This window comes from Burkholderia gladioli (assembly GCF_000959725.1).
In the GTDB taxonomy this organism is placed as follows: domain Bacteria; phylum Pseudomonadota; class Gammaproteobacteria; order Burkholderiales; family Burkholderiaceae; genus Burkholderia; species Burkholderia gladioli.
The window spans coordinates 1,234,893-1,247,467 of record NZ_CP009322.1; the positions used below are offsets into that span (position 1 = coordinate 1,234,893).

Here is a 12,575-nt window from a genome sequence, read left to right on the forward strand (position 1 = left end):
TGTGCGGATTCGGGGCGTCATGCGGCCATGGTGGTGCGTATCGTGACGATGGCCGGCGCACCCGTCACGGTCCTGTCGCCTAGCTGAACAAAATGAAATCGTGATGCGCCCATGCACGATTTCACCTGCTCAGGCGTACAATTCGCGCCAACTTCGATTGTTTCAGATCAAATTCCACAAACATGCCGCCCGCGATCCCGATCCCCAGCCTGCTTCACCGGCCGAGGTCGAGCCATCGCCGGACGTGCCGCGCGGCCCGGGCCGTCGCGGCTTTGCTCGATCCCTCGTTTCCCTGATCCCCCATGGACATGCTCGAAAACATGCGGCTGTTCGTGCGCGTCGTCGAGGCCGGCAGCTTCACCGCCGTCGCCAAGGAAATCGCCGCCACCACAGCGCAGGTATCCCGCGCCGTCTCGAACCTCGAGGCGCACGTTCAGACGCGCCTGCTGCATCGGACCACGCGCCATCTCGGCCTGACCGAAAGCGGGCAGCGCTATTTCGAACGCTCGAAATCGATCCTCGCCGAGATCGACCACGCCAATGCCGAGGCGCGCAACGCGCTGCTCAAGCCGAGCGGCAGGATGCGCATCCACGCGATGACCGGGCTGGGGCAGAGCCACGTGGTGCCGGCGGTGGTCCGCTACCAGGACGACAATCCCGAGGTATCGGTGGACCTGACGCTCGCGCAGCGCATGCCGAACCTGGTCGAGGAAGGCTACGACGTGTCGATCGTGACCGCCGCGCAACTGCCGGATTCGGGTTACGTGGCGCAGACCTGCGGGGAGAGCTGCAGCGTGCTGGTGGCCTCGCGCGATTACCTGGCGCGCCACGGCACGCCGAAGACGCCCGACGACCTGCTCAAGCACGTGTGCCTGCGGCTCGACACGCCGTCCTCGCCGGGCGGAGAGTGGCGGCTGGAGCGCAACGACGGCGAGGAGCAGCATTTCGACCTGCCGCCCTCGCCGTTCCAGGTGAACGTGCCGGATGCGCTGGCGGTGGCGCTGCGTGCGGGGCGGGGGATCGGCTCGATCGCGCTGTACACGGCGATCGACGACCTGCGCTCGGGGCGCCTGGTGCGCGTGCTGCCGAACTACCGGCTGCACACCATCCACGTGTATGCCGTCTACGCCTCGCGTCGCTACCTCGACGCCAAGACGCGGACCTTCCTCGACCACCTGCGCACCACCCTGACGCCGGCGCTCGCCCACGACCTGGTCGAACTGGAGCGCCTGGCCAGCCCCGTCGCGACGGGCGCCTGAGGAACGCGGCGGCGCGGGAACGCCGCGCCGCCGCTTGCGGGTTCAGTGCGTGATCGACAGGAACAGATAGGCCGCGAACAGCGACAGGTGGACCACGCCCTGCAGCACCGTGGTGCGGCCGGTGCCGAGCGTGAGCGTGCTGACCAGCAGCGTGAGCGCGAGCAGGGCGGTTTCCATCGGGCCGACGCCGAGCGTCAGCGGCTGGCCGGTCCAGACGAACACGGCGGCCACGGTGGGGATGGTCAGGCCGATGCTGGCGAGCGCGGAGCCCAGTGCCAGGTTGAGGCTGGTCTGCAGCCGGTTCGCGCCGGCCGCGCCGACCGCTGCCAACCCTTCGGGCAGCAGCACCAGCGCGGCGATCACGATGCCGACCGTGGCCTCGGGCGCGCCCAGTTGCGCCACGCCGCGCTCGACCGCCGGCGACAGCAGCTTGGCGAGCAGCACCACGGCCACCAGGCTGATGAACAGGAAGCCCAGGCTGGTCAGCGCGGTTCTGCTGCTCGGCGGCACCGCGTGGACCGATTCGTCGGCCGTGTCGGGCACCAGGAAATAGTCGCGGTGGCGCACTGTCTGCACGAACACGAACATGCCGTAGAGCACCAGCGAGGAGACGCCCGCGAAGGCGAGCTGGGACGTGGAGAACTGCGGGCCGGGCGCCGCGCTCAGGTAGTTCGGCATCACCAGCGAGAGCACCGACAGCGAGGCCAGCACGGCCAGCGCCTTGTTGGCGCCGCGCCCCTGGAAATCCTGCTCGCCGTGCTTCCAGCCGCCGACCAGCAGGCACAGGCCGACGATCCCGTTGCAGACGATCATCACCGCGGCGAACACCGTGTCGCGCGCGAGGCCGGCCTTCTCGGGGCCGGAGGACAGCATCACCGAGACGATCAGCGCGACCTCGATGATGGTCACGGCCACCGCCAGCACCAGGGTGCCGAACGGCTCGCCGACGCGGTGCGCGACCACCTCGGCATGGTGGACGGCCGCGAACACCGAGCCGGCCAGCGCCACCGCGATCAGCGCGATCGCGAAACTCTCGCCGGGAATGAAGCGCGACAGGCCGAGGATCAGCCACGCGGCAATAGGCGCCCAGAGGGTCCAGCGAGGCAGGGCATTCGAGGAGTGCGGCATCGGGGATCCTTGGGGCGGTGTGGAGGCGGGGGAAATTCTAACAGGCGCGGGCCGGTGTTCCGGCCCCGCGATACCCGGATGCGACGAATGGAGCGGCCGGCTCCGGCTCAGGGCGCCGCGCCGGTGGAGCGCGCATCGACCTTGCGGTCGATCTCGTCGCGGTTCGGCAGGGTCTTGATGTCGTAGTCGGCCTGCAGGGCCAGCCAGAACTCCGGCGTGGTGCCGAAGTAGCGCGACAGGCGGTAGGCCGTGTCGGCGGTGATGCCGCGCCGCTCGTTGACGATCTCGTGCATGCGGGTGGCCGGCACCATCAGCGCCAGCGACAGCGCGTTGACGCTGAGCGCGAGCGGCACCAGGAACTCCTCGCGCAGGATTTCGCCGGGGTGGATGGCGGGCATCGCGTTGACGGGCTTCACACTCTTGGCATTCATGCGGACCTCGCGGCTGAATCAGTGGTAATCGACGATCTCGACGAGCTCGGGCCCCCGGCTGCTCCAGACGAAACAAAGGCGCCAGCGCTCGTTGATCCGGATGCTGTATTGCCCCGCGCGATCGCCGAACAGGCCTTCGAGTTGGTTGCCGGGCGGCACGGCCAGGTCGCGCAGCGCCTGGGCCGCATCGAGCATGGCCAGCTTGCGCCGGGCCACTTGTGCCACGGCACCCCAGGCCGGCGGCGATTCGCCGGCGAACAGCGCGGCGGTGCGCTTGCATCGGAATGACTGGATCATAATGGAGTGGGTATAACGTGTAAAGTAATACGCGACCCAATCCGCGCAGATGTGCGGATTTGCCCGCGAGCCCCCTCGACTGTGAACCCCGCGCTCGCCGCGGCCCATTCGTCCAAATGGCCAGCGCGGGCGCGCGGCGCTGCACTACAATGGCGCCGGCCCGGGATTCGGCCGCCTTCGCGAGCGGCCCCGAGGCTCGATCCGCATCCCGCTTTCGCACGATCCCTTGATCCTTCCGACCGATGATCATTGACCGCCTGATTTCCGAGATCCTGTTCGGCTTTACCGGCCTGATGGGCATCATCAACCCCTTCGGCATCGCCTTCCTGTTCCTCGAGCGCACCGATTCGCTCACCGAGCGGCAGCGCGCCGTGCTCGCGCGCAAGGTGGCGATCAACGCCTTCATCGTGCTGCTGGTGGCCTTCTTCCTCGGCACCCCGGTGCTGCATTTCTTCGGGATCTCGATGGAGGCGCTGCGCATCGGCGGCGGTTTCGCGGTGGCCGTGTCGGGCTGGCAGATGCTCAACGCGCCCGACGTGCCGGGCGGCGACGCGGCCGTCAAGCCGATCGACCCGCGCAACGTGATGGCGCGCGCCTTCTTCCCGCTGACGATTCCGCTCACGGTCGGCCCCGGCTCGATCGCCACCGCGATCGCGCTGAACGCCAATCGCACCCACAAGCTCTCGGAATTCCTGCTCTCGAGCATCGTCTCGGTGGCCGTGTCGGCGCTGGTCGCGCTGGTGATCTGGCAGACCTACAGCCGCGCCGAGGTGCTGGCCCGCTATCTCGGCACCGAGGGCACCAAGGTCGCGCAGCGCGTGTCGGCCTTCCTGCTGTTGTGCGTCGGCGTGCAGATCATGCTGACCGGCTTCTCGGCCTTCCTGCAGCCGCTGGCCGACCAGATCAAGTAAAGCCTCGGGAGGGCAGCGCGCCGGCCGTTGGTGGACGCGCGGCGCGCGCCGGGGCCTGGAATCGAGCCGCGGAGGATGACGGCGCCGCGCCGCGCGGGCGGGCGCCGGGTTGATGCGTCAGGCGCCGGTGGCGGCGCGCAGCGGGTAGGTGAACAGCGCGAAGTGGATCAGGTCGAAGCCCGCATGGGCGAGCCAGGCCGCGCGCAGGCCGCCGAAGCGGTAGGCCAGGCCGTAGCCGATGCCGGCCAGCGTCGCGAAGCCGATCAGCGCGATGCCGCCCGAGGCGTGGGTGGCCGCGAACAGCAGCGAGGCGACCAGCACCGCCAGCCATTGCCCGCCGCCCACGCGGGCCAGCGCGATCTCCAGGCCGCGCTGCACCCAGCCGCGGTAGAAGGCCTCCTCGGCCAGCGCCACGATCAACAGGTTGTTGACCAGCCAGAGCCAGCCGAACGCCGGCCATTTCGGCGCGAAACCCACCGCGCCGGCCGTCAGCGCGACCGCCAGGCAGACCAGCGCGGTGCCCGCGGCCGAGGCCGCGCCGATCGGCACCGCCTTGCTCCAGCGCGCGGCGCGCACCGCCGAGGGCAGCACCCACAGCAGCCAGAGCCCGACCAGCGCCTTGTCGGCGTTCAGGTACATGGTGAACGGCACCGCGTCCGGCGTGACGCGCAGCGCGTGGATCACGCGCAGGTTGTGGAAGCCGGGCAGCCAGTGTTGCGACAGGGCGTAGCCCAGCACCGTGAACAGCACGCCGCCGGCGATGCGCAGCGGCCAGGCGCGCGTGCCGGCGATCGCCCAGGCGGCGAGCGCGAGACCGGCCAGCGGCGCCAGCGCGATCGGCGCGAGCTGGCCCAGCGCGAAGGCCGCGCCATAGCCGACCAGGGCCAGGATCAGGCTCGCGATTCGGAGCCGGGGACACCACGCGAGCAGCGCGGCGGCGAAGATCGCTGCCCAGGGCAACAGCATCGTCGTCGGGAAATCGGACATTTCGGGGAAGGATGAGCCAAACGGGCGCTCATCATAGCCTGCGTCGGGCGGTTTCCGCGTCGAGGAAATGTAGCGAGGACGGCGGCCGGCAGGGCGCGCGGCCGTCGCGGCCCGTCGATCGAGGCCGGGCGATGCGGGTCAATGCAGCCTGAGCCGCCCGAGCGGCCGGCATGGCGGACGAGCCCCGTCAGGCCGCCGCTGCGGGCCCGCCGTCGTCGGCAAGGCGCCGGCGCTGCGGCGGGCTCGCCGCGCGGGTCCGCCGGGGCTCGGTTTTCAGGACGCCGATTCGGGTTTCGCGCCGATCGTGAACTCGAACGAGGCCACGCCGTCGACACCGCCCGCGACGCGGTCGCCCGGTTGCAGCGCGCCCACGCCGGCCGGCGTGCCGGTGAAGATCAGGTCGCCCGCCTGCAGCTCGATGGCCTGCGACACGTAGGCGACGATATCGGGCACGGGCCAGATCATGTCGGCCAGGTCGCCTTGCTGGCGCGCTTCGCCGTTGACGGTCAGCCAGATCCGGCCGTTTTGCGGATGGCCGAGCTTGGCGGCCGGATGTAGCGGCGTGACCGGGCCCGAGGCGTCGAAACCCTTGGCCCAGTCCCAGGGGCGGCCCAGCTTCTTGGCCTCGGCCTGCAGGTCGCGACGCGTCAGGTCGACGCCCACGCCGTAGCCCCACACGTGGTCGAGCGCGTCGGCCGCCGCGATCCGGCTGCCGCCCCGGCCGATCGCGATCACCAGTTCGATCTCGTGGTGCAGCTCGGAGGTCAGCGTCGGGTAGGGGATCGTGCCTTCGGCGGGTACCACCGCGTCGGCAGGCTTGCCGAAGAAGAACGGCGGCTCGCGGCTCGGATCGGCGCCCATTTCACGGGCATGTTCCGCGTAGTTGCGGCCGACGCAGAACACGCGGCGCAGCGGGAAGCGGGCGGACGAATCGGCGACCGCGACGGAAACGGGGGCCGGCGGCGTGACGACGTAGTCGGCGGAATGGGCGCTCATGGCGTAACTCCTGGCTTGGACGGTTGGCGGGGGCCGCGGCTCGCGGCACGATGCAACGATAACAAGCCGCCGGCGGGCGCGATGCGACGAAGCTGTCGAGATTCTGGACAAATCTACGTTTCGCGCGGCCGGCGCGCCGGCCGCGGGTTCAGGCGCCGCCGGGGGCGTCGGATGTGTTTTCGGCCTTGGTTTCGGCGCCGCCGGCGCGAGAGTCGCCGGCAGGGGTGTTGTCATCGATACCGGCCGCTGCGGCGCCGGTTTCGGCATCGACTTCGGTTTCGCGCTCCGAATCGGCCTCGGCACCGGCCTCGGCAGCCGCCAATCCCGCCGCGCGCGCCTCGGCATCCTCGCCGTTGGCTTCGCGATAGTCCTTCGGCGACATCCCCACGCAGGCACGGAAGCGCCGCGAGAAATACCCCTCGTCGCGAAACCCGACGTCGTGCGCGATATCGGCGATGCGCCGCGTGGTGTGCGCGAGCAGCGACTGCGCGAGCGCGATGCGCCGCTCGGTCACCAACTCGGTGAAGGTGCTGCCGGTTTCCTTGCGGATCAGGTGGGCCAGGTAGTTCGGCGACAGGAAGGCGGCCTCGGCGGTGCCGGTCAGCGTCAGCTCGCCGCTGGTCAGGTTGGCGCGGATGTGGCGCATCACGCGGGCCAGCGCGTCGCGCCGGCCAGCCTTCTGGGCGCCGTGGCTCTGCGCCAGCTTGCCGAGCGCGCCCGCGTACTGGGTGCTGACCAGGCCGATCAGCTGCAGCAGGTAGCCGCGCAGCAGGGTCACCGAGCCGAAGCTGCGTTCCCGGTTCACGTCGAGCATGCGCTGCGCGAGCCGGCGCGCGTCCTCGAAGGCGTCGCCGGTCAGGATGTAGTCGAGCCGCTCCTGGAAGCGGAACGGCGCGAGTTCCGGCACGCGCTGCACCGGCACGTCGTCGAGGTCGAGCGGATCGACGTCGAGATCGCTGCGCAGGAACTGCTGCGAGAAGTTGATGACGATGAAGTGCGCGCCCGGCGGATGCGGGATCAGGTGCTCGCGAAACGGCAGGATGAAGGCCAGCGCGCCGCGCGGGAAGGGGCGCGTGACGCCGCCGATGCGTTGCTGCGTGTCGCCGCCGAGGTTGAACTGGATCTGGAAATAGGCGTGGCGATGCGGCTCGGTGATCGGCTGCCGGGTGGTCTGGTCCCGGATGTAGAAGTCGAGGCGGTCGCTGCGCTCGGGCATGGCATAGGTGCGCGGCTGCGAATTGGCTGGCATGGCGGATGATGCTGGGTGGTGCGGTTCGAGCCGCGATGGTACAGCGGTTGGGCGCCGCGCGTGACACTTCCGTTACGCGCGGCGGCCATGCCGGGCCGAACCGCGCCGGGCGGGAGCGGTTCCCGCCGACGTTCGGCCGGTGTTCCGGGCGGCGTCGCGGCCCGCTTTCCAGGCCACGCTCCGGGCCACGTTTCAGGCCGGCGCCGCCGCTGCTCGACGCGGGCGCACCAGCATCGCCACCAGCGTGCGCGCATTGTCATGCAGGCGCCGCGGCTCCTGGTAGACGCGCTCGATCACGACGATGCCGCGCGTGAAGGTGATGATCAGCGCCGCCGCTTCCTTCGCGGGCACGCTCGGCTCCAGCTCCGGGTCGGGCTGCGCCAGGCGCGCCGCCAGCACCGCCTCGAAACGGTCCAGCATGGCCGCCAGCGCCTGCCGGATCGGCTCGTCGATGCGATCGCCGGCCACCGCGGTCTTGGTCGACAGGCAGCCGCGGGTGGGCGTGCCGGTGGTCATCGAGGCGATCACGTAGGCGAAGAAGGCCTCGAGCGCCTGGTCGAGGCGCGGCGCCTCGAGCGTGCGTCGCGCGCCTTCCAGGAAGCGTGCCGCATAGACCTCGAACACGCGCAGGAACAGCGTTTCCTTGTCCTGGTAGGCGTTGTAGAGCGAGCCCCGCTGCACGCCGGTGGCGGCCGCCAACTCCTGCATCGAGGTATCCGCATAGCCCTTCTTCCAGAACAGGGCGAGCGCCTTGTCGAGCATCTCGCCCTCGTCGAACTGTCTTACGCCGGCCATGGTGGTCCTCCCGATTCCTGCTTGAAACGACTGTCGGGCGCCATTAAACAAATCTTTGACGGCACTGTCAAGTTTGACTAGAGTGTCGAACTTGACATCGATGTCAAAGATAAGCCGGCATCCATGCTTTCCCTGGTTGTTTTCCGTCATGCGCGGGCGCGAAGCTCGCGCGGCGTCACAGGAGTCCTTGCCTCATGTCCACCCCATCCTTGGCCGGCGCCCAGGCCGCGCCCGGTGCCGCCGCCATCTGGCGAGCCATCTTCGCGGGTTTGTGCGCGAGCCTGGTCGGCATCGGCCTGGCGCGTTTCGCCTATACGCCGCTGCTGCCGTCGCTGATCGAGGCGCATTGGTTCGCCGCCACCGACGTGGTGTTCCTCGGCGCCGCCAATCTCGCCGGCTACCTGCTCGGCGCGCTGGCCGGGCGGCCGCTGGCGCGGCGCTTCTCGAACCGCGCGGTGCTGCGCGCGATGATGCTGCTGGTCACGCTGGCCTTCGCCGCCTGCGCGTTCCCGGTTTCCGAAGCCTGGTTCTTCGTCTGGCGGCTCGCCTCGGGCATCGCGGGCGGCGCGATCATGGTGCTGGTGGCGGCCACCGTGCTGCCGCACGTGCCGGCCGCGCGCAAGGGCACCGCGAGCGGGGCGGTGTTCCTCGGGCTGGGGCTCGGCATCGCCGGCTCGGGCACGCTGGTGCCGCTGCTGCTCGGCTTCGGGCTGCGCGACACCTGGCTCGGCCTGGCGCTGTTCTCGGCGCTGCTCAGCGCGGCGAGCTGGTTCTGCTGGCCGGGCTCGGGCGTGGCCGCGACGGCTGCGGGTGCTGCCGGCGGCGATGCCGGTGCGCAGGCCGCGCTGCCGCCGCTGCCGGCGGACACGCCGCGCACCGTGCTGCTGCTCTATGTCGAATACGGGCTGATGGCATTCGGACTGGTGCCGGCGATGGTGTTCCTGGTGGATTTCGTGGCGCGCGGGCTGGGCGCGGGCGCCCATCTCGGCGCGCTGTTCTGGATCCTGTACGGGATGGGCGCGATCGCCGGGCCGCCGCTGTATGGTTTTCTCGCCGACCGGTTCGGGCCCACGCGCTCGATGCGCGCGGTGATGCTGGTGCAGGCGCTGGTGGTCGCGGGGCTCGCGCTGTCGACCAAGCTGGTGGCGGTGGGCCTGCTGACGATCGTGATCGGCAGCTTCCCGCCCGGCATCGTGCCGCTGATGCTGGCCCGCGTGCACCAGACGCTGCCCGAGCGGCATGCGCGGCAACATGCGATGTGGAGCCGGGCGACCACCGTGTTCGCGGCCTCGCAGGCGCTTTGCGGTTATGCCTATTCGGCGATCTTCGGCCTGAGCGGCGGCCGGCACGCGTTGCTGTTCGCGATCGGCGCGGCGGCGCTGGCGATCGGGTTCCTGGTCGATTGCGCGATCCGCCGCGCGCCCGCCGGGCCGCAAGTCGAGACGGTGCGTTGAGCCAGGCCGCCTCGCGCGCCGCGAGGTGATCGTCATGGTGGCGCGGCTTGCCGTCGATAGCGCGAGATGGCGGCGGCGCCGCGAAGAGGGGTGGATTTTCGAGCCGGATCGCCACGCGCGATGCCGCGTGGCGATTCTTCAGTGGTGACTCGATACCCCGGCTGCAAGACGGCGGCGCAAGCCGCGCCGCCGTCTTGCCTCGGAATCAGCGCGCGGCAGCCGAGGCCGGCACCGGCGCCGCGGCGGGCACCGACGTGCCGCTCGCGCCACTTGCGCTGCTCGCGCCGCCTTCGGCGCCCGCGACCGTCTCGCCATCCCAGCCGCCGCCCAGCGCCAGGAACAGGCGCACCTGATCCGCCGCCACCTGGCCCTCGGCCGCGGCCACCTGCGCATGCACGCTGGTCAGGGTGCGCGTGGCATCCAGGTCCGAAATGAAGGACTCGCGCCCCGCCGCATAGAGGCGATGCGTTTCGTCGGCCGAGTCGCGCGCCGATTGATACGCGGTGCGCAGCGCGTCGGCGCGCTGCGTATCGGCGGCGTAGGTGGCCAGGCTGCTCTGGGTCTCGCGCAGCGCGTTCAGCACCACGCCGTCGAACTGGGCCAGCGCGCCGCCGGTGGCGGCCTCGGCCTCGCGCACGCGGGCCCGCTGGCCGTTGGCGGGAAAGGTCCAGCTGATCAGCGGGCCGAACGACCAGCGGTTGGTGGTCGGCGAGAACAGGTCGCCGAAGATCCCGGTGGTGCCCACCGAGGCGCCGAAGCTGACGCTCGGATACATGTCGCCGATCGCCACGCCCACACGCGCCGTCGAGGCGGCCAGCTTGCGCTCGGCCTCGCGCACGTCGGGGCGCCGCCGCAGCAGCGCGGTGCCGTCGCCGACCGGGATCGGCTGGTTCAGCCGGGGCAGCCGCTGGCAGGCCAGGGCGGCGGGCGGCAGTTCGGCCGGCGCACGCGCGAGCAGGGCCGCGAGCTGGTATTGCGCGACCTTGCGGCGGCCCTCGAAGCGCGGGATGTCGGCCGCCAGCGTGCGCACCTGGGTGGTGCCGGTGGTCACGTCGGTCTGGCTGCCGCGGCCCGCGTCGCGCAGCCTGCGCGACAGCGACACGCGCTGCTGCTGCAGCGCCAGCGACTGCTTCGCGATTTCGAGTTCCTCGGCCGCCGAGCAGGATTCGACATAGGCGCGCACCACGTCGGCCACCACCGTGATACGGGCCAGGTCGCCGGCGGCCTTGACCGCGTCGGTATCGGCCCGCGCCGCCTCGACGCCGCGCTTGAGCTTGCCGAACAGGTCGAACTCGTAGGACACGTTGATATTGAAGGCGCCTTCGTTCACCACCGGCAGCTTCTCGGTCAGCAGGTATTGCTCGGCCGATTCCTGGGCGCGCTGCGCGCCACCCGCGAAACCGCCGGAGAAGCCGCCCTGGGCGTTGGCCACGTCGAGCGCGGCGCGCGAGCGGGCCAGGTTGGCGGCCGCCACGCGCAGGTCGGTGTTGGACTGCAGGGCCAACTGCACCAGGCCGTCGAGCACCGGGTCGTCGTAGAGCCGCCACCAGTTGGCCGGCACCGCGCCGTGAGAGACCAGCGAGCTGCCGTCGCCGGCGCCGTCGAGCGGCGCGTTCGCCAGCGGCGCGTTGACCAGGGCCTGTTTCGGCAAGCGGTAGTTCGGGCCGACCGTGCTGCAGGCACCCAGCGCCACCGCCAACGCGGCGGCGGCCAGCGGCGCGAGCGCGGCGCGCCGGCGCGATCGCGGGCCGCTCATCGCGAGGCCCCGCTGGCGGGAGCCGCCGTCGCCTCGGCCGGCGAAAGGGTGTTGATGGCGGCGCCGGAGCTGGGCGCGCCAGGGGCGCCGCTGGCCGTCGCGCCTGAAGCCGCAGCCGGGGTCGAAGTTGGGGGCGAAGTTGGCGCGGCGCCGCCGGCCGGCTGCGCCGCGCCTTGCGCCTTGCGCTGGTCGCGCGCATCGGGCGCGCGTATCGCCACCGTGGCGGTGCGGCCCGCGATCATGCGGAAATCGTCGGGCACCTCGTCGAGCGCGACGCGCACCGGAATCCGCTGCGCCAGCCGCACCCAGCTGAAGGCCGGGTTGACGTTGGGCAGCAGGTTCGCGCTCTGGGTGCGGTCGCGATCCTCGATCGCCGCCACGATGCTCTGCACATGGCCGCGCAGCGGCCGCGGCTCGCCCATCACGCTGATGTCCACCGCCTGGCCGATATGGATGCCGTGCAGCTTGGTCTCCTCGAAATAGCCGTCGACACGGAACGAATGCTGGTCGACCACCGACAGCACCGCGCGGCCGGCCGGCACGTATTCGCCCACGCGCGGCGCGCGGTCGTTCAGGTAGCCGTCCACCGGGCTGACGATGGTGGTGCGCTGCAGGTTCAGCCTGGCGGTATCGACATTGACCTGCGCGTCGGCCAGCGCGGCCTGGCCCTGGTCGACGCGGGTGCGGCTTTCCTCGAGCTGCTCGCTGGCCACCAGGTTGCCGAGCTTGAGATTGCGCGCGTATTCGCGCCGCGCCTGGGCCAGCGTCGCCGCGCGCTGCTCGAGCGTCGCCTGGGCCAGGCGCAGCGCGAGCGTGTAGCGCGCCCGGTCGATCACGAACAGCACCTGGCCCTGCGAGACGGCCTGGTTGTCGACCACCCGCACCTCGGTGATCAGCCCCGACACGTCGGGCGCGACCTGGATCACGTCGGCGCGCACGTGGCCGTCGCGGGTCCAGGGCGAGAACATGTAGTAGTTGATGATGCGCCACAGCACGAGGCCGGCGACGACCACCACGATCAGGGTCAGCAGGATCTGCCCCGCCGAAAACCAGGTTCTTTTCGCGTTCACGTTATTGGGTTCCTGGTGTTGTCAGGTAGCCACGAAATGATGGGAGGCGATCACGACGCCGGCCAGCACGAACACGTAGATGCCGAGGTCGAAGATCGAGCGATGCCAGACGAAGCGGTAGATGCCGGTGCGCGTGAGCAGCGCGCGCACCGCGATGTTGATCAGGTAGGCGATCAGCATCAGCACCAGCGGTGCCGGCACGAACACGCCGAAGATGTCGAATTCGCCGATCATGGTCGCGA

13 protein-coding genes are annotated in these 12,575 nt (G+C 70.7%); 3 read left to right on the top strand and 10 right to left on the bottom strand.

Features of this window, described 5'->3' with window-relative positions; translation table 11 throughout:
- The first annotated feature begins 302 nt into the window (after positions 1–302).
- Entirely contained in the window at positions 303–1,259 is a 957-nt protein-coding gene (locus tag BM43_RS06025) for a LysR family transcriptional regulator (RefSeq protein WP_036056420.1), read from the top strand.
- 42 nt (positions 1,260–1,301) lie between these two features.
- Here BM43_RS06025 and BM43_RS06030 read toward each other — a convergent pair whose 3' ends face one another.
- From BM43_RS06030 to BM43_RS06040, 3 genes are all read right to left on the bottom strand, one after another.
- On the bottom strand, positions 1,302–2,387 hold the full coding sequence (locus BM43_RS06030; RefSeq protein ID WP_036056417.1) for a calcium:cation antiporter: 1,086 nt from the start codon (positions 2,385–2,387) through the stop codon (positions 1,302–1,304).
- 107 nt (positions 2,388–2,494) lie between these two features.
- Entirely contained in the window at positions 2,495–2,818 is a 324-nt protein-coding gene (locus BM43_RS06035; RefSeq protein WP_036056415.1) for a HigA family addiction module antitoxin, read from the bottom strand.
- A gap of 18 nt (positions 2,819–2,836) precedes the next feature.
- Complete coding sequence (locus BM43_RS06040) at positions 2,837–3,115, bottom strand: type II toxin-antitoxin system RelE/ParE family toxin (protein ID WP_036056413.1); 279 nt, start codon at positions 3,113–3,115, stop codon at positions 2,837–2,839.
- 242 nt (positions 3,116–3,357) lie between these two features.
- Here BM43_RS06040 and BM43_RS06045 point away from each other — a divergent pair, with 242 nt between their 5' ends.
- Positions 3,358–4,026, top strand: a complete 669-nt coding sequence (locus BM43_RS06045) for a MarC family protein (RefSeq protein WP_025100406.1) — start codon at positions 3,358–3,360, stop codon at positions 4,024–4,026.
- A gap of 117 nt (positions 4,027–4,143) precedes the next feature.
- Here BM43_RS06045 and BM43_RS06050 read toward each other — a convergent pair whose 3' ends face one another.
- The 4 genes from BM43_RS06050 to BM43_RS06065 form a co-directional block, all read right to left on the bottom strand.
- The gene (locus tag BM43_RS06050) at positions 4,144–5,013 is read right to left on the bottom strand and encodes a CPBP family intramembrane glutamic endopeptidase (RefSeq protein WP_036056411.1); all 870 of its coding nucleotides are present in this window, start codon (positions 5,011–5,013) and stop codon (positions 4,144–4,146) included.
- Between the two features lie 273 nt (positions 5,014–5,286).
- Positions 5,287–6,009 carry a fumarylacetoacetate hydrolase family protein gene (locus BM43_RS06055; RefSeq protein WP_013690208.1) on the bottom strand — a complete coding sequence of 241 codons (723 nt, stop codon included), beginning with the start codon at positions 6,007–6,009 and terminating at the stop codon, positions 5,287–5,289.
- A gap of 148 nt (positions 6,010–6,157) precedes the next feature.
- On the bottom strand, positions 6,158–7,258 hold the full coding sequence (locus BM43_RS06060) for a helix-turn-helix transcriptional regulator (protein ID WP_036056409.1): 1,101 nt from the start codon (positions 7,256–7,258) through the stop codon (positions 6,158–6,160).
- Positions 7,259–7,450: 192 nt separating this feature from the next.
- On the bottom strand, positions 7,451–8,053 hold the full coding sequence (locus tag BM43_RS06065; RefSeq protein ID WP_036056407.1) for a TetR/AcrR family transcriptional regulator: 603 nt from the start codon (positions 8,051–8,053) through the stop codon (positions 7,451–7,453).
- 194 nt (positions 8,054–8,247) lie between these two features.
- On the opposite strand from BM43_RS06065, the gene BM43_RS06070 reads away from it, so the two are divergent.
- Entirely contained in the window at positions 8,248–9,507 is a 1,260-nt protein-coding gene (locus tag BM43_RS06070) for a YbfB/YjiJ family MFS transporter (protein WP_036056405.1), read from the top strand.
- Between the two features lie 205 nt (positions 9,508–9,712).
- Here BM43_RS06070 and BM43_RS06075 read toward each other — a convergent pair whose 3' ends face one another.
- From BM43_RS06075 to BM43_RS06085, 3 genes are read right to left on the bottom strand one after another with little or no spacing between them, the layout of a single operon-like run.
- Positions 9,713–11,263, bottom strand: coding sequence for an efflux transporter outer membrane subunit (locus BM43_RS06075; protein WP_036056403.1), 1,551 nt, complete (start codon positions 11,261–11,263; stop codon positions 9,713–9,715).
- A complete protein-coding gene (locus BM43_RS06080; RefSeq protein ID WP_036056401.1) occupies positions 11,260–12,333 on the bottom strand; it encodes an efflux RND transporter periplasmic adaptor subunit in 1,074 nt (357 codons plus the stop codon). Before BM43_RS06080 ends, BM43_RS06075 begins: the two co-directional genes overlap by 4 nt.
- A gap of 21 nt (positions 12,334–12,354) precedes the next feature.
- On the bottom strand, positions 12,355–12,567 hold the full coding sequence (locus BM43_RS06085) for a DUF1656 domain-containing protein (protein WP_013690214.1): 213 nt from the start codon (positions 12,565–12,567) through the stop codon (positions 12,355–12,357).
- Between the last annotated feature and the right edge of the window lie 8 nt (positions 12,568–12,575).

Bases quoted from the DNA above. Each gene is read 5' to 3' on its own strand.
- BM43_RS06065 (WP_036056407.1), bottom strand. From the start codon at position 8,053: ATGGCCGGCGTAAGACAGTTCGACGAGGGCGAGATGCTCGACAAGGCG.
- BM43_RS06030 (WP_036056417.1), bottom strand. From the start codon at position 2,387: ATGCCGCACTCCTCGAATGCCCTGCCTCGCTGGACCCTCTGGGCGCCT.
- BM43_RS06070 (WP_036056405.1), top strand. From the start codon at position 8,248: ATGTCCACCCCATCCTTGGCCGGCGCCCAGGCCGCGCCCGGTGCCGCC.
- BM43_RS06035 (WP_036056415.1), bottom strand. From the start codon at position 2,818: ATGAATGCCAAGAGTGTGAAGCCCGTCAACGCGATGCCCGCCATCCAC.
- BM43_RS06055 (WP_013690208.1), bottom strand. From the start codon at position 6,009: ATGAGCGCCCATTCCGCCGACTACGTCGTCACGCCGCCGGCCCCCGTT.
- BM43_RS06075 (WP_036056403.1), bottom strand. From the start codon at position 11,263: ATGAGCGGCCCGCGATCGCGCCGGCGCGCCGCGCTCGCGCCGCTGGCC.
- BM43_RS06040 (WP_036056413.1), bottom strand. From the start codon at position 3,115: ATGATCCAGTCATTCCGATGCAAGCGCACCGCCGCGCTGTTCGCCGGC.
- BM43_RS06045 (WP_025100406.1), top strand. From the start codon at position 3,358: ATGATCATTGACCGCCTGATTTCCGAGATCCTGTTCGGCTTTACCGGC.
- BM43_RS06050 (WP_036056411.1), bottom strand. From the start codon at position 5,013: ATGTCCGATTTCCCGACGACGATGCTGTTGCCCTGGGCAGCGATCTTC.
- BM43_RS06025 (WP_036056420.1), top strand. From the start codon at position 303: ATGGACATGCTCGAAAACATGCGGCTGTTCGTGCGCGTCGTCGAGGCC.
- BM43_RS06060 (WP_036056409.1), bottom strand. From the start codon at position 7,258: ATGCCAGCCAATTCGCAGCCGCGCACCTATGCCATGCCCGAGCGCAGC.
- BM43_RS06085 (WP_013690214.1), bottom strand. From the start codon at position 12,567: ATGATCGGCGAATTCGACATCTTCGGCGTGTTCGTGCCGGCACCGCTG.